At 66.0% G+C, this 18,069-nt stretch carries 22 protein-coding genes; 12 read left to right on the forward strand and 10 right to left on the reverse strand.

Annotation, left to right across the window (positions count from 1 at the left end):
• Nucleotides 1-39: 39 nt before the first annotated feature.
• Genes LLW23_RS12530 through flgB form a run of 7 tightly spaced genes read right to left on the reverse strand, consistent with a single transcriptional unit; the run spans nucleotide 40 to nucleotide 5,016 of the window.
• Complete coding sequence (locus LLW23_RS12530; protein WP_228945845.1) at nucleotides 40-756, reverse strand: flagellar basal body L-ring protein FlgH; 717 nt, start codon at nucleotides 754-756, stop codon at nucleotides 40-42.
• 14 nt (nucleotides 757-770) lie between these two features.
• Complete coding sequence (flgG, locus tag LLW23_RS12535; protein WP_228945846.1) at nucleotides 771-1,559, reverse strand: flagellar basal-body rod protein FlgG; 789 nt, start codon at nucleotides 1,557-1,559, stop codon at nucleotides 771-773.
• Between the two features lie 14 nt (nucleotides 1,560-1,573).
• Nucleotides 1,574-2,326 (reverse strand): flagellar basal body rod protein FlgF, encoded by a 753-nt coding sequence (locus LLW23_RS12540; RefSeq protein WP_228945847.1) that lies wholly within the window; start codon nucleotides 2,324-2,326, stop codon nucleotides 1,574-1,576.
• Nucleotides 2,327-2,352: 26 nt separating this feature from the next.
• Nucleotides 2,353-3,597: a flagellar hook protein FlgE gene (locus LLW23_RS12545; RefSeq protein ID WP_228945848.1), complete on the reverse strand. Its 1,245-nt coding sequence runs from the start codon at nucleotides 3,595-3,597 to the stop codon at nucleotides 2,353-2,355.
• 36 nt (nucleotides 3,598-3,633) lie between these two features.
• On the reverse strand, nucleotides 3,634-4,314 hold the full coding sequence (locus LLW23_RS12550) for a flagellar hook assembly protein FlgD (RefSeq protein ID WP_228945849.1): 681 nt from the start codon (nucleotides 4,312-4,314) through the stop codon (nucleotides 3,634-3,636).
• A 3-nt stretch (nucleotides 4,315-4,317) separates the two neighbouring features.
• Complete coding sequence (gene flgC, locus LLW23_RS12555; RefSeq protein WP_228945850.1) at nucleotides 4,318-4,728, reverse strand: flagellar basal body rod protein FlgC; 411 nt, start codon at nucleotides 4,726-4,728, stop codon at nucleotides 4,318-4,320.
• 3 nt (nucleotides 4,729-4,731) lie between these two features.
• Nucleotides 4,732-5,016, reverse strand: a complete 285-nt coding sequence (gene flgB / locus LLW23_RS12560) for a flagellar basal body rod protein FlgB (protein WP_228945851.1) — start codon at nucleotides 5,014-5,016, stop codon at nucleotides 4,732-4,734.
• Between the two features lie 340 nt (nucleotides 5,017-5,356).
• Between flgB and LLW23_RS12565 the strand changes: the two genes are divergently transcribed.
• The 10 genes from LLW23_RS12565 to LLW23_RS12610 all read left to right on the forward strand — a co-directional run bounded on the left by LLW23_RS12565 (nucleotide 5,357) and on the right by LLW23_RS12610 (nucleotide 13,055).
• The gene (locus LLW23_RS12565; protein ID WP_228945852.1) at nucleotides 5,357-6,025 is read left to right on the forward strand and encodes a motility protein A; all 669 of its coding nucleotides are present in this window, start codon (nucleotides 5,357-5,359) and stop codon (nucleotides 6,023-6,025) included.
• Nucleotides 6,022-6,537 (forward strand): flagellar motor protein MotB, encoded by a 516-nt coding sequence (locus LLW23_RS12570; protein ID WP_228945853.1) that lies wholly within the window; start codon nucleotides 6,022-6,024, stop codon nucleotides 6,535-6,537. Before LLW23_RS12565 ends, LLW23_RS12570 begins: the two co-directional genes overlap by 4 nt.
• A complete protein-coding gene (locus LLW23_RS12575) occupies nucleotides 6,538-7,038 on the forward strand; it encodes a flagella basal body P-ring formation protein FlgA (protein WP_228945854.1) in 501 nt (166 codons plus the stop codon).
• 96 nt (nucleotides 7,039-7,134) lie between these two features.
• Nucleotides 7,135-7,419 (forward strand): flagellar biosynthesis anti-sigma factor FlgM, encoded by a 285-nt coding sequence (flgM, locus tag LLW23_RS12580; protein ID WP_228945855.1) that lies wholly within the window; start codon nucleotides 7,135-7,137, stop codon nucleotides 7,417-7,419.
• A complete protein-coding gene (locus LLW23_RS12585; RefSeq protein WP_228945856.1) occupies nucleotides 7,406-7,717 on the forward strand; it encodes a flagellar protein FlgN in 312 nt (103 codons plus the stop codon). The genes flgM and LLW23_RS12585 overlap by 14 nt, the downstream gene beginning before the upstream one ends.
• Nucleotides 7,718-7,924: 207 nt before the next feature.
• Nucleotides 7,925-8,785, forward strand: a complete 861-nt coding sequence (locus tag LLW23_RS12590) for a transglycosylase SLT domain-containing protein (protein ID WP_228945857.1) — start codon at nucleotides 7,925-7,927, stop codon at nucleotides 8,783-8,785.
• Between the two features lie 4 nt (nucleotides 8,786-8,789).
• A complete protein-coding gene (flhA, locus tag LLW23_RS12595) occupies nucleotides 8,790-10,883 on the forward strand; it encodes a flagellar biosynthesis protein FlhA (RefSeq protein WP_228945858.1) in 2,094 nt (697 codons plus the stop codon).
• Nucleotides 10,880-11,629 (forward strand): sigma-70 family RNA polymerase sigma factor, encoded by a 750-nt coding sequence (locus LLW23_RS12600; RefSeq protein ID WP_228945859.1) that lies wholly within the window; start codon nucleotides 10,880-10,882, stop codon nucleotides 11,627-11,629. The genes flhA and LLW23_RS12600 overlap by 4 nt, the downstream gene beginning before the upstream one ends.
• 159 nt (nucleotides 11,630-11,788) lie before the next feature.
• On the forward strand, nucleotides 11,789-12,475 hold the full coding sequence (gntA, locus tag LLW23_RS12605) for a guanitoxin biosynthesis heme-dependent pre-guanitoxin N-hydroxylase GntA (RefSeq protein WP_228945860.1): 687 nt from the start codon (nucleotides 11,789-11,791) through the stop codon (nucleotides 12,473-12,475).
• The gene (locus LLW23_RS12610) at nucleotides 12,468-13,055 is read left to right on the forward strand and encodes a DUF1989 domain-containing protein (RefSeq protein ID WP_228945861.1); all 588 of its coding nucleotides are present in this window, start codon (nucleotides 12,468-12,470) and stop codon (nucleotides 13,053-13,055) included. Before gntA ends, LLW23_RS12610 begins: the two co-directional genes overlap by 8 nt.
• 95 nt (nucleotides 13,056-13,150) lie before the next feature.
• Here the strand turns inward: LLW23_RS12610 and LLW23_RS12615 are convergent, their stop codons facing one another.
• From LLW23_RS12615 to LLW23_RS12625, 3 genes are all read right to left on the reverse strand, one after another.
• Entirely contained in the window at nucleotides 13,151-14,002 is an 852-nt protein-coding gene (locus LLW23_RS12615; RefSeq protein WP_228945862.1) for a flagellin N-terminal helical domain-containing protein, read from the reverse strand.
• Nucleotides 14,003-14,231: 229 nt separating this feature from the next.
• The gene (locus tag LLW23_RS12620; RefSeq protein WP_270049234.1) at nucleotides 14,232-15,044 is read right to left on the reverse strand and encodes a flagellin N-terminal helical domain-containing protein; all 813 of its coding nucleotides are present in this window, start codon (nucleotides 15,042-15,044) and stop codon (nucleotides 14,232-14,234) included.
• A gap of 256 nt (nucleotides 15,045-15,300) precedes the next feature.
• Nucleotides 15,301-16,173, reverse strand: a complete 873-nt coding sequence (locus LLW23_RS12625) for a flagellin N-terminal helical domain-containing protein (RefSeq protein WP_228945864.1) — start codon at nucleotides 16,171-16,173, stop codon at nucleotides 15,301-15,303.
• Between the two features lie 274 nt (nucleotides 16,174-16,447).
• On the opposite strand from LLW23_RS12625, the gene LLW23_RS12630 reads away from it, so the two are divergent.
• Nucleotides 16,448-17,719, forward strand: a complete 1,272-nt coding sequence (locus LLW23_RS12630; RefSeq protein ID WP_228945865.1) for a sigma-54 interaction domain-containing protein — start codon at nucleotides 16,448-16,450, stop codon at nucleotides 17,717-17,719.
• The gene (gene fliE, locus LLW23_RS12635) at nucleotides 17,716-18,069 is read left to right on the forward strand and encodes a flagellar hook-basal body complex protein FliE (protein WP_228945866.1); all 354 of its coding nucleotides are present in this window, start codon (nucleotides 17,716-17,718) and stop codon (nucleotides 18,067-18,069) included. Before LLW23_RS12630 ends, fliE begins: the two co-directional genes overlap by 4 nt.

Raw genomic sequence — 18,069 nt, forward strand, 5'->3', positions numbered from 1 at the left:
ATTGTGCAGCGGGCGTGGTTAACGGGCGGCTAAGGCCGATTAGAACGGGCTCACGACCTGGAAAAACCGGCTGAGCCAGCCTTGGCGGCCCGCGCGGGCGACATCGCCCTTGCCAGTGTAGGCGATCTGCGCATCGGCGACGCGGGTCGAGAGCACGCGATTGTCGCGGTCGACGTCAGCGGTGCGGACGATGCCCTTAATCTGGACGAATTCGTCGCCGCGGTTGAGCGTGACGCGCTTTTGCCCCTGCACGAGCATCGTGCCGTTAGGGAATACTTGCGCGACGGTGACCGAGACTTCGCCTGACAGCGAGTTCGCCTGCCCGGCAGTGCCGGTGCCGTTAAAGTTGCGGTCGCCGCTGATGCTCGCGTCGGACCGGTTGAACAGGTTGAGCGCGCCCGTGGTGGGCGGTGTGAGGCCAAAGCCGCCGCCTGAATCGAGCTGCGAGGTGGAGGACTTGGAGGCGGCGGTGCGCTCGACGAGGATGATCGTCAGCGGATCGCCGACGCGGCGCGCGCGCCAGCCCTCGTGCAGCGCGGCATAGCCGTCCGCCGCCTGGAAGATCGAGCCGTTGGCGGGCGCGGGCGCCAGCACGGGAAGCGGTGCGATCGGCTGGATGCGCACGGCGGTGAAATCCTCCGCCGGCTTCTTCTTGCCGAATAGCCCGGCTTCGGCGGGGCCGGGGACGAAGGCCACCGCGACGAGCGCGAGCGTGATCCAGTGGCCGGCGAGCGGATTGGGGACGCGGGATGCCATGTCGGTCTGCGTCCTCAGAGGTTCTGGTTGACGTATTTGAGCATGTCGTCGGTCGCCGAGATCATCTTGGAATTGACCTCGTACGCGCGCTGCGTCTCGATCATGTCGACCAGTTCCTCGACGACATTGACGTTCGACGCCTCGAGCATGCCCTGACGGATCTGGCCGCGACCGTCCTGTCCCGGAATACCGAGGTTGGCGGCGCCCGACGACGACGTCTCGACGAGGTAATTGTCGCCGATCGATTGCAGCCCCGCGGTGTTCGGGAAGCTGGCGATCTGCACCTGGCCAAGGTTTTGCGATTCGGCTTGCCCCGGCACGGTCGCGGAGACCGTGCCGTCGGTGCCAACGGTGATCGCGGTGGCGTTTTCGGGGATCGTGATCCCGGGCATCACCTGATAGCCTTCCGACGTGATCAGCAGGCCTTCGGGCGACCGCGAGAAATTGCCCGCGCGGGTGTAGCCGAGTTGGCCGCCGGGCAGCTGCACCTGGAACAGGCCATCGCCGTCGAGCGCCATGTCGAGGCTGTTGCCGGTGGTGTTGAGCGAGCCCTGCGTGTCGATCCGCGCGGTGCCCTGGACGCGCACACCGGTGCCGAGGTTCAGCCCCGTCGCGTACTTCGTCTCCTGCGTCGATTGCGCGCCGGGCGCGGTGATCACCTGATAGCTCAGCGTCTCGAACGCCGCGCGATCGCGCTTATACCCGGTGGTACTGACGTTCGCGAGGTTGTTCGAGATCACCCGCATGCGCGTATCCTGGGCGTCGAGCCCGGTGCGCGCGATGTGCATGGCGGCGGTGGTCATGGCTTAAATCCTTCTCAACCGGGCATCCGCATCACGGATGCGGCGCCTTCGTCCATGGTCTTGGCTTCCTTCAGCAGGTTGGCCTGAACCTCGTAGCTGCGCTGGTTTTCGATCATGTCGACCAGCACTTGGGTCATGTTGACGTTCGACTGTTCGAGAGTGCCGGATGCGAGCTTTGCGTCCATGTCTTCGGGCAGCACCCCGCCGCCGCGCACGTGCATCAGATTGTCGAGGCCCTTCACCGTCGACGACCCCTTGTCCGAGACGATCTTCACCTTGTCGATGACGGTCGTCTCGGTCGCTTCAGCGCCTTGCGGGACGATCGAGATCGAGCCGTCGGACCCGATCGACAGCGTGTTGTACGGCGGGATCGTGATGGGGCCCCCCGACCCCATCACGAGAAAGCCGTCGCCGGTCTGCAACGTGCCCGAGGCGGAGACGCTCAAGTCACCGCGGCGGGTATAGCCTTCGGTGCCGTCGGGCGCCTGCACCGCGATCCACGTGTCGGCGCCGGTCAGCGCCACGTCGAGGCTGCGCCCGGTCTGCATCATCGCGCCGAGCGAGCGATCGGCGTCGGTCACTTCTTCCGCCGCTGGCATGCGTGCATCGAAGCGACTGCCGCCGCCCTTCAGCTCGATCCGGTCGAACACCACGCGGTCGGCGCGGAAGCCGGTGGTCGACACGTTCGCCATGTTGTTGGCGATCGCGGCCTGCGCCGACATGTGCGCCTTGAGCCCCGTCGCCGCGGTGTAGACCAGCTTGTCCATCTAAGGTGTCCTGCGCCGCCGTCAGATCAGGCGCGAATGTTGAAGATCGTCTGCGAGATCTGGCTCGCGGTATCGAGCGCCTTGGCGTTCGCCTGGAAGTTGCGCTGCGCCGAGATCAGCTCGACGAGCTCCTCGGTAATGTCGACGTTCGATCCCTCGACCATGCCCGACATCAGCTTGCCGAAGCCGTTTTCGTTGGCGCTGCCCATCGTCGCGGTTCCGGACAGGCCGGTTGACGTCCAGTAATTCCCGCCGTTCTGCTTCAGTCCAGTCGGGTTGACGAAGGTGGCAAGCGCCACTTTGCCCAGCTTCACCGCGTCGCCGTTCGAATAGCTCGCCGTGATGACGCCCGCGCTGTCGACCGTGATGCCCGAGAATTCGCCGAGCGACTGGCCATCTTGCGTGCGCGACGCGATCGAGAACGCCTGCTTGGCTGCGCTCGAGCCGGTCAGGTCGAGGCTGATCGGCGCGCGCGTGGCGTCGCCTGCGTCCGGGAAGGCGAGCGACAGGTTCGCGCCGCTGGTGAGATTGCCCTCCGAGTCGAACGTGACGTCGTTGGGATTGCCCTCGTTAAGCGGTTGATCGCCGACGAAGCTGTAGACCGACCATTCGCTGGCGGTGCTCGCGGCCTCGGCTGGCGCCTTGCGGACGAAATAGTTGGTCAGCGTCTGCGGGTTGCCGGCGGCATCGAAGACGGTGGTCGAGGTGGAATTATTGTAGGTCGCGGGGCTGGCGCGGCTGAACGCCTCGGCCGGCGCGAGCGCGCTGGTGTTGAGGTTCGCCTTTAGCGACATGGTGCTGGTCGCCTTGGCGGTGCCCGTCGTTTCGGGCACGCGCACGTCGATCAGCGTGCCCTGGCCGGGCACGGTGCCGTCGGTTTCGACGGCATAGGCCTGCAACCGGCTGCCCTGTGCATCGGTGATGTAGCGGTTCGGATCGACCGTGAAGCTGCCGTTGCGCGTGTAGGCGATCGAGCCCGAGGCATTAGGGGCCTTCACCGCGAAGAAGCCTTCGCCGGATACGGCCACGTCGAGCGACGATCCGGTGGTGATCAGGCTGCCCTCGCCGAACTGCTGCTTGTTCTGCGCCAGCGCCGTCCCCGAGCCGACCATGCGGCGCGGATCGGTGGTGAAGTTCGATGCCATGATGTCAGTGAATTCACTGCGGCTCTTCTTGAATCCGTTCGACGAGACGTTCGCCAGGTTGTGCGAGATCGTCGACATGTCGGTCTGCGCCGCCTGAAGGCCCGAAAGCGAAGTGTAGAAGGACATTGGGAAAGCTCCTGAGAACCTGAGTATTTGGAAGGATCAGCCGATCTGGCGAACGGCGCTGGCAGGAACCTCGCCGATGCCCGGCAAGGTGAGGACAGGGGAACCACTGGTGGTCGATACAGACGTGACCGGCGCCCAGACCAAGCCAGTGGCTGGGACGTTCGAGGCGCCGTCCGCGGCGTTGATCGTGACGGTGAATGGCCCGGTGCCGGCATCGGTGCCGTCGGCTTTCTTGCCATCCCACTCGTAGCCGATCGTGCCAGCCTTCTGCGCGCCGAGATCGGCAGTGTGCAGTACCTGGCCGTTCGCGTCCGCGATCGAGACGGTCACGTTGCTCGCCTCTGCGCCAAGCTCGATCGCGCCGGCGATACCACCCGCCGACCGGCCGTAGGCGGTGTTCCCCGCCGTCAGGACGGTGCGGCCGACATAGCTGACCGCATCCTGCATGCTCGTCGCGCCGAGCTTGTCGGCGATCGCCTTCAGCGTCGATCCCATCTCGGTGATGCCGGCGAGCGAGGAGAATTGCGCCATCTGCGCGACCATCTGCGTATTGTCGACCGGATCGAACGGATCCTGGTTCTTCATCTGTGCGGTCATCAGCTTCAGGAAATCGGCCTGGCCGAGCGACGTCGACTTGGACGTGGCGCCGTTCGCCGCCGTGTTCGCGGTGCTGCTGATCCCGAGATTGGCGATCGTGCTGTCGAAAGAGGTAGCCATCTATCAGCGCCCCATCTTGAGGGTGTCGACGATCAGCGACTTCGCGGTGTTCATTACCTCGACATTGTTTTGGTAGCTGCGCGCGGTCTCCATCATGTCGACCAGCTCGCGCGTCTCGTCGACCGCGGATTGGTAAACATAGCCCTCGCCGTCAGCCATCGGGTTGTTCGGATCGTGGATCTTGGTCGGCTCATCGCCGGCGGTCACGACGCGCTCGACGTCCACCGTCGCCATGCCGCTGGCCTGGTCAAACTGCGTGCGGAACACCGGCTTCATGCTGCGATACGCGGTCGCGGCCGAACCGCTGACCGCGCCGGCATTGGCGAGGTTGGACGCGGTGGTGTTCATCCGCGTGAGCTGCGCGGACATCGCGCGGCCGGCGACCTGGAAAATCGAGAGTGGCTGGTTGGCCATGGCTTATTCTCCCCGCAGCGCGCGCGTGAGCTGGTTGATGCGCCCGTTCAGGAACGAGAGCGTCGTCTGATACTGGACAGCGTTTTCGGCGAAGGCGGTCTGCTCCTTGCTGAGCTCGACCGTGTTGCCGTCCATCGAGGGTGAATCGGGCACCCGGTACAGCATCGCTTGGTCGATCGCGTTGGCGCCTTGCTGTTCCATCGACGCGAGCGCCTTGGTGAAATCGATATCGCGCGCCTTGAAGTTCGGCGTCGAGGCGTTGGCGATGTTCGACGCGAGCACGTTCATGCGCTGCGCCCGTACCTCGAGTGCTGCCCCGTGAACGCCAAAAAGACTGCCGTTGGCCACTGCCCGAACTCCTGCACGTCCTGTGCGGGTGAGTATCAGCAAGGGGTGTGCCAAGTGCGTCGGCGGGGGCGAGGGATGGTGCGCGGCAGGAGCGGGCGGCAAGATGTTGCCGGGTGGCCGGCAAGGCTTGCCGGCTGACCTCCCGTTAGTCCCGAGCGAAGTCGAGGGACAGGCCAGTGGCAGCACCTTGCGTGGCTGTCCCTCGACGATGCTCGGGACGAACGGAGGTCAGGTCAGACCTCGCTAACCAAACTGGCGCACGGCTTGCAGATGCCGCGCCATGAACCTTGGCACCTTCATCGATCCGACCGCGCTGGCCATCGTGGGCGGGGGCACGATCGCGTCGGCGATCCTGCGCACGCCAGCGAGCGATCTCGTGCGCGCGGTTGCGGCGCTCGCCACGCTGCCACGCCGACGTTTCTCGGCCCAACCGCTGCTGCAGCAGATCGGTGCACTCGGCCGGATCGCGCGACGGCACGGCGCGATGTCGCTCGACCGGTCGGTGATCGCCGACAAGGATGTCGCCGCGGCAATCGCCGATATCGTCGATGGCCACCCGCCCGAGGACGTCGCGGCGCGCCTTCAGCATTTGCGCCGCGCGCGGATCGAGCGGCATTGCGCCGCCGCCGACGCCTGGGCCGGGATGGCCGAGGCGGCGCCGGCGATGGGCATGGTCGGCACGCTGATCGGCCTCGTCGCAATGTTCGTGCAGATGACCGATCCGCAGGCGATCGGCGGCGCGATGGCGGTGGCGTTGCTCGCCACCCTTTATGGGGCGCTGCTCGGCAATCTTGTCGCGCTGCCGATCGCCAGCCGGCTACGCGCCGCAGCGCGGACCGAAGCGTTCGAGCGCGCGCGGATCGAGGCGCCACTGGTGGCGCTCGCCGAACGCGAACAGCCGCGGCCGGTAACATTCTCGCCGATGCCGGCGGAGAACGCAGCGGCATGACCGTGGCCGACGACTTTCCCGTCGCGCCGCTGAGCCGGCCGCTATGGCTGATGACGCTCGCCGATCTCGCGTTGCTGCTCGTCGGCTTCTTTGTCTTGCTCCAGGCGAATCAGCAGCTCGATCGGAAGGCGCTGGCGAGCGGCATTCGCGCCGGGTTTGGCGCGCCCACCGTCCCAGGGACGCCCGATCCGCTGCCCGTCGCCGCTGCCGGCATGTTCAATTTCGCGCCGGGTTCGGCGACGTTGCCGGCTTCGCCCGACAGCCTCGTCGCCTGGGCGCGCGAGGCGGCGCGTGATCCGCGCGTCCAGTTGCGGGTCACCGCCTCGGTCGACGGCACGTCCGCCGACATCGATCGCGCAAGCGGCAGCGCCGCGGTGCTTGCCGCCGATCGTGGCCGCGCGGTCGCCGCCGCACTTGCGCCGGTTGCACCGGACCGCCTCGTCATCATCACTGCCGATCGGCCCTCGCGCCGGCAGGTGGTCGTCACCCTAGCCTTTACTGGAGAACGATAAGTGATCGCGCTCGCTCTGGCGCTCGCCGCCGCTGGCCATCAGGATACCGCCGCGCTCGACCGCGCCGTTGCCGCTTTTACGGGGCGCGCGATCGGCGACGAAGGGGGTGCGCGCGCTGTCGTCGACCCGCGGTTGCGGCTCGCGACTTGTCCCATGGTGGCGATGTCGTGGCGGACCGAGGCGCATGACGCCGTTGTCGTAGCCTGTTCTGGCCCCGACTGGCGCCTGTTCGTGCCCGTGCGCATGCCCGCGCAGGCCACCGTCTTCGCGCGCACGCCGGCAGCGGCGCCGGCCGTGGGTGCGGAAAAGATCATCAAGCGCGGCGATCCATTGCTGATCGAGGCGGGCTCGGACGGCTTTTCGATCACGCGCGAGGGCATCGCGATGGCAGATGCCGCGCAGGGCCAGCGGCTGATGGTGCGCGTCGAGGGGGCGAAGATGCCGGTCCAGGCGGTCGCAATGGCGCCCGGGCGCGCCACGCTGCCCGGCTGGGCGGAATGACCTCCGGCAAAATTTTAAGCCGAATGAAAAAAGTCCTAAAGTCTGTCGCCTATCGGCCGTTTGATGCTTCGGGATCGAGGCGTAGCAGGTGCGGACATGGTAGACTCGATTGGGGTGAAACCCCTGATAAACGATCGAAAGATCACGGAAATACAGCGCGTTGCGGCGCCCGCCGCGGCAGTGAGCGTAGCCAAGCAGCCCGAGACGACGCAGGCGCCCACGGTCGCCGCACAGCTTTCGGTGGCCGCGCCGGTCGATGTGGATCGCGTGAAGAAGATCCAGCAGGCGGTTGCCGAGGGCAACTATCCGCTGTCACCCACAACAATCGCCGACGCGCTGATTGCGGCGCGCTACGAATGGATGTCGCATGAACAGGCGTGAGGCACTGATCCGGGTGATCGATACGCTGCACGGCGAGATTGCCGCGCTCAAGTCCAACGACGTTGCCGGCCTCGAGCGCGCGACCGCGGCGAAGCTGACCGCGATCGAAATGCTGCGCGATCTGGGCGACGGCCCCGCCGGGCCGGAATTGCGCGAACTGGCGAACGAGGCGGATCGCTTGAACGAAACGTGCCGCATCTACGTCAACCTGATGGCGGCAAATGTCCGCCGCCGCCTGCAATTGCTGACCGGCGAGGGAGGCAACGCCTATCGGCGTGGTCCGGTGGCTTATGCGTAATTAGTCCTCCCCACGCTGCGCGTGGGGAGGGGGACCGCCGCGCGTAGCGCGGTGGTGGAGGGGAGAGCCGCGAGAGAGTCGTTTGTGGCTTTTCCCCTCCACCATGCTGCGCATGGTCCCCCTCCCCAAGCAAAGCTTGGGGAGGATCAGATAACTGGCACACTCCTTGCTGATTAGCCTCCCGAACAGGGAAGTGCTTCAGCAACGATGACCGTTAACGCCCTCAATGCCGCCGCCGGGCGCGTGCAGTCCGCGATCCAGCAGGCCGCCGCCAAGACCGGGATCGATTTCGACTATCTGCTCGGCCAGGCGAAGGTCGAAAGCGGGTTCAACGCGTCGGCGCGCGCGCGCACCTCGTCGGCGAGCGGGTTATATCAGTTCATCGAGCAATCGTGGCTCGCGGTGGTGAAGGATCACGGCGCCGAGCACGGCATGGGCTGGGCCGCGAACGGCATCCAGCGCAATTCTTCCGGGCGCCTGACGGTGACCGACCCCAATATGCGCCGCGCGATCCTCGATCTGCGCAACAATCCCGAGGCGGCCTCGCTCATGGCTGCCGAGCATGCCTCCGACAACAAGAATGCGATCGAGGCGAGCCTGGGCCGCGAGGCGACCGGCACTGACCTTTATATGGCGCATTTCCTGGGGCTTGGCGGGGCAAAGCAGTTCCTCAAGGCAATGCAGGCTGCGCCCGATCGTACCGCCGCCAGCATGTTTCCGGCCGCGGCGCGCGCCAACCGCAACGTCTTTTTCGAGCGCGACGGCTCGGCGCGGTCACTCTCCGAGGTTTATCAGCGGTTCGGCGCGAAGCTCGGGGACGGTGCCGGCAGCACCGGCAACACCGGCAATCCCTTGCCGCGCCTGCAATTCGCCGCGCAGATGCTCGACATGGAGGGCGCGACGGTGATCACCGGCGCCAATCAGTCCGCGTCTGACGCGATGAGCTGGGCCACCGCCGCCATGAACCGCAATCCCGCCAATGGCGGGCTCAGCCAGGCCAGCCTGCTTCGCCCGTCGCCCGACAATGCGCGGCTCGCCTATATGATGCTCGCGCGGATGGGCGGCTGATCGCATGACGTTCCTCGCCAATTCGCGACAGGCCGCGCTGCCCGCCGCCATCCTGCTGCTCGTCGTCGTCATGGTCGTGCCGATCCCGGCCTTCCTGCTCGACATCTTCTTCGTCGCCAACATCGCGATCAGCCTCGCGGTGCTGATGGTGGCGCTCAACGCGCAGAAGCCGCTCGATTTCTCGTCCTTTCCCACCGTCCTGCTGTTCGCAACGCTGTTCCGGCTTGGTCTCAATGTCGCCTCGACGCGCGTCGTGCTGGTCCACGGGCATGAGGGCGAGGCCGCGGCCGGCCATGTGATCGAGGCGTTCGGCAGCTTCCTGATCGGCGGCGACTATATCGTCGGCATCTTCGTCTTCGCGATCCTGATGATCATCAACCTGATCGTCGTCACGAAGGGCGCCGGCCGCGTCTCCGAAGTCTCCGCGCGCTTCACGCTCGATGCACTGCCCGGCAAGCAGATGGCGATCGACGCCGATCTCAACGCCGGCCTGATCACCCCCGAAGATGCCAAGAAGCGGCGCATCGAAGTATCGACCGAGGCCGATTTCTACGGCTCGATGGATGGTTCGTCGAAGTTCGTGAAGGGCGATGCGATCGCCGCGATCCTGATCCTCGCCGCGAACATCATCGGCGGGCTGATCCTGGGGCCGGTGAGCCACGGCATGACGATCGCCGATGCTGCCAAGGGTTATACGCTGCTGGCGATCGGCGATGCGCTGGTCGCGCAGCTGCCGTCGCTGATGCTGTCGATCGCGGCGGCCTCGATCGTGACCCGCGTCAGCTCCGAACAGGATCTCGCGGGGCAGATCGGCAGCCAGTTTGGATCCCCCCGCACCTGGGCGCCGGTCGCCGGCATGCTCGGGCTGCTCGGCGTGATGCCGGGCATGCCGCACCTTATCCTGCTGCCCGCCGCGGGCATCGCCGGCTTTGCCGCCTGGAAGCTGCGCCAGATCGCGCAACGTCCCGCCCCGATCGAGACGATCACCGCCGAGCCGATCGACCAGTCGCGCATCGGTTGGGATGAAGTGACCGACGGCATGATGGTCAACCTCGACATCGGCTATGGCCTCGTGCCGCTGGTCGACGAACGCAAGGGCGCGCCGCTGATGGGCCGGATCACTGGCGTGCGGCGGCAGCTGTCGAAGGAGCTCGGCTTCGTCGTGCCGCAAGTGAAGGTGCGCGACGACATCAACCTTGCGCCTTACACCTATCGCCTGCTGGTCGGCGGCGTGGTGGTCGGCGAGGATCAGGTGTCGCCCGACGAGATGCTCGCGCTCGATACGGGCACTGGCTTCGGTGACCTGAAGGGCAAGAAAGCAAAGGATCCGACGTTCGGGCTAGATGCGACGTGGATTGCGCCGGGCGATGCCGATGCGGCAACCGGCGCCGGCTATCTCGTGGTCGACTCCGGCACCGTCATCGCGACGCATCTCAACCACGCGCTCGGCGCGAACTCTGCCGACATGCTAGGCGCGGACGAAGTGCAGGCGCTGCTCGACGGCCTCAAGGAGCGCAACCCGCAGCTCGTCGCCTCGCTCGTGCCGCAGCCGCTGTCGCTGACGACGCTGACGAGCGTGCTCAAGGCGCTGCTGAACGAAGGCATTACGCTGAAGGAATTCCGTCGCATCGCAGCCGCGATCGCGGTGATCGCGCAGCGCACGCAGGATGCCGAGGAGATCGTCGAACTGATCCGTCCGGAACTCGGCCCGTTGATCATCCAGAAACTGTGCGGCGTGCGCGAGCCGCTGCGCGTGATGACGCTGGAAGGCGGGCTCGAAGGCCTGCTCGGCCAGGCGATGCGCGCCGATCCGTCGCGTCGGCATGTGATCGAGCCCGATCTCGGCCGCCGCATCGTCGATGCGCTGCAGCGCGCCGCGGAGCCGATGATCGCCGAGGCCAAGCCATTTGCGCTCGTCGTGCAGCCCGCGATCCGCGTCGCGATCCGCAAGCTCGTCAAGACCTGTCTGCCGGATACCCCCGTCATGAGCTTCTTCGAAGTCCCCGAGGACAAGGCGGTCGAAGTCGTCGCCGTCATTGGCGCGAACGACACGCACCCGGCAATCGGTGCCGGCCAGCCGCACATGGTGGCGGCATGAGCGCCGAGCCGAATCGCGCCGCGTTCGAGCAACCGACGCCGCTTACTTATTCCCCGCGCACGCGCGCACGCGAGGAAGGGGCGCTGGTGCGCGAGCATCTGCCACTCGTCCGGCGGCTCGCCTGGCATATTCACGGAAGCGTCTCGACCGCGGTCGAAGTGGAGGATCTGGTGCAAACAGGATTGGTGGCGCTGGTCGAAGCGGCCGGATCATTCGAGGATCGCGGGCAAGTCACGTTCAAGCAATATCTCGCGACCCGGCTGCGCGGTGCGATGATCGACGAGTTGCGTCGCCACGCCGCGATGACGCGCGGCGCGATCAAGCGCCGGCGCGAGTATCATCGCGCGATCCAGGCGCTAACCGGCGAACTGGGACGCACGCCCAAGGAGGCCGAGACGGCGGACCGGCTCGGCGTCTCCGTCGAGAAGCTGCGCGCCGACTATGCCACCGCCGAAGCGGCGAAGTTCGATTCGATCGACGAAGTCTATGCCGACGATCAGCCCTGGTTCGCCAGCGACACGCCGAGCGCCTTCGATCAGCTCGCGGAGGGGCAGCAACGCGACCGGCTGATCGCTGCGATTACCGCCTTGCCCGAGCGCGAGCAGATGGTGATCCAGCTCTACCACGTCGAGGAACTGAACCTCGACGAGATCGGTCAGGTGCTCGGGGTCGGGGCCGCACGTGTATGCCAGATCAAGGCCGCGGCACATGCCAAGTTAAAGAAGGCGATGCTTCGCAACCTTTGATCCGTGCTGGCGAATAGTTGATCGAGGCCTTCTGACGAACGGCTAAGTCATAGCGATTCAAGGCTGAATCTTGCCGTTGACGCAGATCAAGCTGAATCCAGGGGAACGACGGCTCCAGCCTACGCGTACATCGCGTCCATGCCACAACCAGCTACACCCATGTTTCCCTGGCGCCACAACGACCAGGATCACTTCGAGACGCTCCTGCAGGAGCATGTTTCCGATCGCCTGTTTCCATGTGTCGGCGCAAAGGCAGCGCTGGCGCGTGGGACGCTTAGTGTCCTTGCCTGCAACCGGCTCGACAGTGGATGGGACGATCTGCGCATCCACGATGGGCTGATGCGCTTCGCCGAGGCGTATCGTGAGGAGCCTGGGCTATTCCGCAGTTTTGCGGTGGTTTTCGACGGGCCGACCGACCTTGACGAGCCGACGTTTGAACGTGCCTTATGGTCGCGCGTGCAATCGCTGTCGGACAAGGATGTGTGGCGCGGGCAGTCGTACGATGCGCGCGTCAGCCCCGATCCGGACGATCCGCATTTCTCGTTGAGCTTCGGCGGGGAAGCGTTCTTCGTCGTCGGCATTCATCCCAACGCCAGCCGCCCGGCGCGACGCTTCGCCAAGCCAACGCTGGTTTTCAACCTGCACGACCAGTTCGAGATCCTCCGTGCCGCCGGGCAATATGAGGGGATGCGCGAGAAGATCCTAGTGCGAGACGAGGCACTGGCCGGATCGCGCAACCCGATGCTGGCGCGTCACGGCGCGTCGAGCGAGGCGCGGCAATATAGTGGCCGTGTTGTCGAGGAAGGGTGGAGCTGTCCGTTCCATTATCGTGGCGCCAATGACTGAAGCGGTTCGGATCGCCGAGCGCAGCGGAACGGCCTTCCGGCTCGACGCTGGTGCAACGCTCGAAGTGATCGACCCGATGGGGTGTCAGGTTTCGGACCTGCTCGCGTTCAATGCCGATGATGTGGATGAGGCGATCTCCGCCGGGCGGACGTTCGATTATGCCGAGACGATCTACCTCACGACCGGTCATTCGCTGTATTCGAACCGCTCGCGCGCGATGCTGGCGATTGTCGCCGATGACGTCGGGCGGCACGATTTCCTGCTGACGCCGTGCAGCCTCGATACCTTCCGCCATTTCTATCCCAACAAGCCGCTGCATCGCGGCTGTTTCGGCAATCTCGCCGCCGCGCTGGCGCCATATGGCGTCACCGAGGACATGATCCCAAGTGCGTTCAACTGCTTCATGAATGTGCCGGTCGATGGCGAGACGGGGAAGCTGCGCGTGCTGCCGCCGCTCAGCAAGGCGGGCGATCGGATCACCTTCCGCGCCGAGATGGACCTGGTGATCGGGCTGACGGCGTGCGCCGCTTATGACTCGAACGGCGGCAGCTTCAAGCCGATCGATTATCTGATCCGTTGAACGACAAACCCCGGCTGCCTTGCGGCAACCGGGGCCTTGTTCGACACCTGCACCCATTCGGGGGCAGTGCCGGCGCCGAAGCGGATACGTTCCGCTTAGCCGAGCAGCTTGAGCACGCCCTGCTGCGACTGGTTCGCCTGGCTCAGCATCGCGGTCGATGCCTGGCTCAGGATCTGTGCCTTGGCGAGGTTGGTCGTCTCGGTCGAGAAGTCGGCATCTTCGATCCGGCTGCGCGCGTCGCTGAGGTTCGTCGCGTTGCTGGTCAGGTTGTTCACCGCGCTCTCGAGGCGGTTCTGCGCTGCGCCGAGGCCGGCGCGCGTGGTGGCGACGCTCGCGATCGCCGTGTCGAACTTGGCGAGATCGACCGTGGCGAGGCGTGGATCGGTGCCGGTCGCGGTGAAGTCGACGATCTGGCTCAGCTCGCCCACGGCGGGCGGGCCGGCGGCATAGGCTGCGTCGAGCTTGGGCAGGGCCAGCGTCACGGTGTCGCTGGCGTTTGCGCCGGCCTGGATCGTGATGTTGTTGTTGGCGGTCGCGAACAGGTTCTTGCCGTTGAACGCGGTGTTCTTGACGACCGACTGGATCTGCTGCGCCAGCGCTTCCTGCTCGGCGGTGATGTTCGACGCGTCGGTCGTCGAATAGGTGCCGTTGGTCTTCTGGACCTGCAGCTCGCGCATGCGCTGGAGCATGTTGCTGACTTCGTCGAGCGCGCCCTCTGCGGTCTGCGCCATCGAGATGCCGTCGTTGGCGTTGCGGATCCCCTGGTTCATGCCGCGGATCTGCGAGGTCATCGAGCTGGCAATGGCGAGGCCGGCGGCGTCGTCCTTGGCGGAGTTGATGCGCTTGCCGGTCGACAGGCGCTCCATCGACGTGGCGAGCATGTCCTGCGCCTTGGCCGATGCGTTGCTCGCGCGCAGCGATGAGATGTTGCTTCCGATTACGGTCATGTTCGAAACTCCGAATGCGCGGGCGTTCCGCCCCCCAAAGCGGTGGCCGCGCCACCTGTTCATCGAAACGACCGTTCCCGCGGAAACTTAAGGCTTTTGTCACCAGCGCTGGTCGCGCGGCGTTCGCGACAAGCAAAAGCCCCGGCGGTCGGATGCGACCACCGGGGCTCGTGTTCACGTGCTGGCTCCGACCCCCGATGCGGGGGCGGGGCCGGAGCCGCGTCGGCGCTTAGCCGAGCAGCTTGAGCACGCCCTGCTGCGACTGGTTCGCCTGCGCGAGCATCGCGGTCGAGGCCTGGCTCAGGATCTGCGCCTTGGCGAGGTTGGTCGTCTCGGTCGAGAAGTCGGCGTCTTCGATCCGGCTGCGTGCGTCGCTGAGGTTCGTCGCGTTGTTGGTCAGGTTGTTGACCGCGCTCTCAAGGCGGTTCTGCGCCGCGCCGAGGCCCGCACGCGTCGTCGCGACCTTGGCAATCGCCGTGTCGTACTGCGTCAGCGTCGCAGCGGCGACTGCTGCGCCGCCGGTGTAGACTGCAGCGAGATCGGTGTCGGTCGACAGGTTGGTCATCGACATCGTGACCGTGTCAGCCGTGTTCGCGCCTGCCTGGATCGTGACGGTCGCATTGGTGCCATCGAACAGCTTCTTGCCGTTGAAGGCGGTGTTGGCGACGACGCTGGTGATCTGCGCGGCGAGTGCGTCCTGCTCGGACTTGATGTTCGCGGTGTCGCTGGTCGAATAGGTGCCGTTCGACTTCTGGACCTGCAGCTCGCGCATGCGCTGCAGCATGTTGCTGACTTCGTCGAGCGCGCCTTCGGCGGTCTGCGCCAGGCTGATGCCGTCGTTCGCGTTGCGGATGCCCTGGTTCATGCCGCGGATCTGCGAGGTCATCGAGCTGGCGATCGCCAAGCCGGCGGCGTCGTCCTTCGCCGAATTCACGCGCTTGCCGGTCGACAGGCGCTCCATCGAGGTGGCGAGCATGTCCTGCGCCTTGGCCGATGCATTGCTCGCACGCAGCGATGAGATGTTGCTACCGATAACAGTCATTGTGATCTCCATTGTCCGGCATCTTCCACCGCCCCCGAGGCGAAGGCCTAGACACCGAACCTGCAAACGGCCGCGACGGAGCGAGCTTTAGGAAAAAGTTGCATCCATTTTCTCTCTCCTTGGCAGGAGAGGCGCACGGACGCGGAAAAGCCCCGGGGGCCATAGGCCGCCGGGGCTTCGCTTGCTTCCGCCCATACACCGGGCGGCACGACGGAGCCGACACCCTTGGAGGGGGGCGGCGCCGGCTCCGCTACGCTTAGCCGAGCAGGCGGATCACGCCCTGCTGCGACTGGTTCGCCTGCGCGAGCATCGCGGTCGATGCCTGGTTCAGGATCTGCGCCTTGGCGAGGTTGGTCGTTTCGGTCGAGAAATCGGCGTCCTCGATTCGGCTGCGCGCATCGCTGAGGTTGGTGGCGTTGTTGGTCAGATTGTTGACCGCGCTTTCCAGCCGGTTCTGCGACGCGCCGAGCTTTGCCCGGACGCTGGCAACCTGTGAGATCGCGTTGTCGAACGCGGCGATCGACGGCACGACCGGCGTCGCCGCGGCAGAATCGCCGGCCATGCCGTTGGGTGTGGCGGCGAGATCGACCACCGTCGACAGCGCGTTGCCGGCAGCGTTGTTGCTGAGATCGTCGATGCTGATCGCGATCGTGTCGGACGCGTTCGCGCCCGCCTGGATCGTCACCGACTGCGCGGTGCCCGCGGTGCCGTTGCCCTTGAACAGCGACGTGCCGTTGAACGAGGTGTTGCTGATCACAGAACGGATCTGATCGGCGAGCGCGTTCTGCTCGGAATAGATGTTCTGCTTGTCGCCCGATGCGTAGGTGCCGTTCTCGGACTGGACGCGCAGTTCGCGCATGCGCTGGAGCATGTTCGATACTTCGTCGAGCGCGCCTTCGGCGGTCTGCGCCAGGCTGATGCCGTCGTTGGCGTTGCGGATGCCCTGGTTCATGCCACGGATCTGCGAAGTCATCGAGCTGGCGATGGCGAGGCCGGCGGCGTCGTCCTTCGCGGAGTTGATGCGCTTGCCGGTCGACAGGCGTTCCATCGACGTGGAGAGCGACTTGTTGGCCATTGTCGACGCGTTGGACGCGCGCAACGCCGATGTGTTCGAAGCGATAACGGTCATGGATTGATCTCCGAGTGATTCGACGAAGACCGCTGCCCCCCTTGCGGGCGTCGATCCGTCGAGACCCCAAACGGCCGCCGACCGGCAAGATTTAGCCGGAATTTCCGGCAAGCCCGGCAAGCGGCTGCCCCTCGCGCGCGGGCACGCGCGATCGCATGCCCCTGCGTGCGCGCGCGAGGGCATGCGCCCGGAAATATTCTGCCGGCAGGCTGCCGGTTCAACCGGTCGTTAACCATTGGAACGCTACCGAAACCTTATTCCGTTAGGGGGAAAAATGCGCTCGATCGTTCCGTCCGTCGCGATTGCCGATAATCATATCGCTCTCGTCTCGTCGCTTCGCGCACAGGGGTTCGCGATCGAGAAACCGGGGCACCGGCCGCAGCCCGACACCGCCTGGCTGATCGCGGAGGGCGAAGCGTCGCCCGTCCCTGCGCGCACCGTCGTGCTGGCGCGTGGCGCGCGGCAGGTGGTGCCGTATCGTGACGGCGCGCCCGCCCGGCTGACGTTCGATCATGGCGACACCGTCGTCGGCAACGCCTTTGCCCGCGCGCTCGCCGGCGGGCCGGACCTGCCGACCGCGGCCGACCCGGAGAGCCTCGCGCTGTTCGCGCTCGCCGAGCGTGTGGCAGAAGCCGACATCACCGTCCTCATCAACGGCCCGACGGGCACCGGCAAGGAGGTGCTGGCCCGCACGATCCACCGCAATTCCGCGCGCCGCGACGGCCCGTTCATCGCGATCAACTGCGCCGCGCTGCCCGAGACGATGCTCGAGGCAATGCTGTTCGGCCATGTGAAGGGTAGTTTCACCGGCGCATCTTCGGGCGGGGAAGGCTTCTTTCGCGCGGCGCACGGCGGCACGATCGTGCTCGACGAGATCGCAGAGATGCCGCTGTCGCTGCAGGCTAAGCTGCTGCGCGTGCTGCAGGAGCGTGAGGTGGTGCCGATCGGCGCGACGCATCCGGTGGCGATCGATGTGCGCGTCGTCGCCTGCGCCAACCGCGATCTGCAGGCCGAAGTGGCCGCCGGGCGGTTCCGCGCCGATCTGTACTATCGCCTGTCGGTCTTCCCACTCACGACGCGTCCGCTTGCCGATCGGCCGCAGGACGTGCCGGCGCTTGCTGCGACGATGATCCTGCGCCACGCTGGCACGCGCGCGACGGTGCCGTGGCCGTCCGAAGCGGCGATCACGCGGCTGGCCGGCTACGACTGGCCCGGCAACGTGCGCGAACTCGAAAACGTCATCCAACGCGCGCTGCTGTTCTGCGGCGGCGACACGATCGAGGCGGAGCATATCCTGTTCGATCGCGCCGCCCCGGCCCGCCTCGCGGCGGTGCCGACCGCCGACGAGCCAGCGACGCTCGGCCATGTCGTTCAGCTCTCCGAATTCGCGGCGATCCGCGAAACCATGAAGGCATGCGGCGGCAACCGGATCGAAACTGCGCGCCGCCTCGGCATTTCGGAACGAACCTTGCGTTACCGCCTGGCGAAGGCGCGCGAACAGGGTGAGGAAATCGCCGCGCCGCACGATCGGAGACTGAGGGCATGAGTGGTGTGGGGGGTGTTGGCGGCATTGACCGGGTGATGGCGCTGCGCGCGCAGATCCTGGAACGCAACGCCGCGTTGAGCCGCGCTAATGCAAGTGGGGCCGCGTCGGTGCCGAGCGCACCGGCGCAGGCGACGAGCTTTGCGACGACGATGGAGAATGCGCTCCAATCGGTGAACGCCCAGGCGCAAAAGGCTTCGGCCCTGTCCGAAGCCTATGATCGCGGCGAAACGGTCGACATCGCCAAGGTGATGCTCGCCCGCCAGGAGGCGTCGGTCGGCTTCGAAGCGACGCTCCAGGTCCGCAACAAGATCCTGTCCGCCTACAAGGACATCATGAGCATGCCGGTCTGA

The sequence above is a fragment of the Sphingomonas radiodurans genome (assembly GCF_020866845.1).
Taxonomy (GTDB): domain Bacteria; phylum Pseudomonadota; class Alphaproteobacteria; order Sphingomonadales; family Sphingomonadaceae; genus Sphingomonas; species Sphingomonas radiodurans.

Coding starts and splice junctions, on each gene's coding strand:
- LLW23_RS12530 (WP_228945845.1), bottom strand. CDS start 756: ATGGCATCCCGCGTCCCCAATCCGCTCGCCGGCCACTGGATCACGCTC.
- flgG (WP_228945846.1), bottom strand. CDS start 1,559: ATGACCACCGCCGCCATGCACATCGCGCGCACCGGGCTCGACGCCCAG.
- LLW23_RS12540 (WP_228945847.1), bottom strand. CDS start 2,326: ATGGACAAGCTGGTCTACACCGCGGCGACGGGGCTCAAGGCGCACATG.
- LLW23_RS12545 (WP_228945848.1), bottom strand. CDS start 3,597: ATGTCCTTCTACACTTCGCTTTCGGGCCTTCAGGCGGCGCAGACCGAC.
- LLW23_RS12550 (WP_228945849.1), bottom strand. CDS start 4,314: ATGGCTACCTCTTTCGACAGCACGATCGCCAATCTCGGGATCAGCAGC.
- flgC (WP_228945850.1), bottom strand. CDS start 4,728: ATGGCCAACCAGCCACTCTCGATTTTCCAGGTCGCCGGCCGCGCGATG.
- flgB (WP_228945851.1), bottom strand. CDS start 5,016: ATGAACGTGCTCGCGTCGAACATCGCCAACGCCTCGACGCCGAACTTC.
- LLW23_RS12565 (WP_228945852.1), top strand. CDS start 5,357: ATGAACCTTGGCACCTTCATCGATCCGACCGCGCTGGCCATCGTGGGC.
- LLW23_RS12570 (WP_228945853.1), top strand. CDS start 6,022: ATGACCGTGGCCGACGACTTTCCCGTCGCGCCGCTGAGCCGGCCGCTA.
- flgM (WP_228945855.1), top strand. CDS start 7,135: ATGGTAGACTCGATTGGGGTGAAACCCCTGATAAACGATCGAAAGATC.
- LLW23_RS12585 (WP_228945856.1), top strand. CDS start 7,406: ATGAACAGGCGTGAGGCACTGATCCGGGTGATCGATACGCTGCACGGC.
- LLW23_RS12590 (WP_228945857.1), top strand. CDS start 7,925: ATGACCGTTAACGCCCTCAATGCCGCCGCCGGGCGCGTGCAGTCCGCG.
- flhA (WP_228945858.1), top strand. CDS start 8,790: ATGACGTTCCTCGCCAATTCGCGACAGGCCGCGCTGCCCGCCGCCATC.
- LLW23_RS12600 (WP_228945859.1), top strand. CDS start 10,880: ATGAGCGCCGAGCCGAATCGCGCCGCGTTCGAGCAACCGACGCCGCTT.
- gntA (WP_228945860.1), top strand. CDS start 11,789: ATGTTTCCCTGGCGCCACAACGACCAGGATCACTTCGAGACGCTCCTG.
- LLW23_RS12610 (WP_228945861.1), top strand. CDS start 12,468: ATGACTGAAGCGGTTCGGATCGCCGAGCGCAGCGGAACGGCCTTCCGG.
- LLW23_RS12615 (WP_228945862.1), bottom strand. CDS start 14,002: ATGACCGTAATCGGAAGCAACATCTCATCGCTGCGCGCGAGCAACGCA.
- LLW23_RS12620 (WP_270049234.1), bottom strand. CDS start 15,044: ATGACTGTTATCGGTAGCAACATCTCATCGCTGCGTGCGAGCAATGCA.
- LLW23_RS12625 (WP_228945864.1), bottom strand. CDS start 16,173: ATGACCGTTATCGCTTCGAACACATCGGCGTTGCGCGCGTCCAACGCG.
- LLW23_RS12630 (WP_228945865.1), top strand. CDS start 16,448: ATGCGCTCGATCGTTCCGTCCGTCGCGATTGCCGATAATCATATCGCT.
- fliE (WP_228945866.1), top strand. CDS start 17,716: ATGAGTGGTGTGGGGGGTGTTGGCGGCATTGACCGGGTGATGGCGCTG.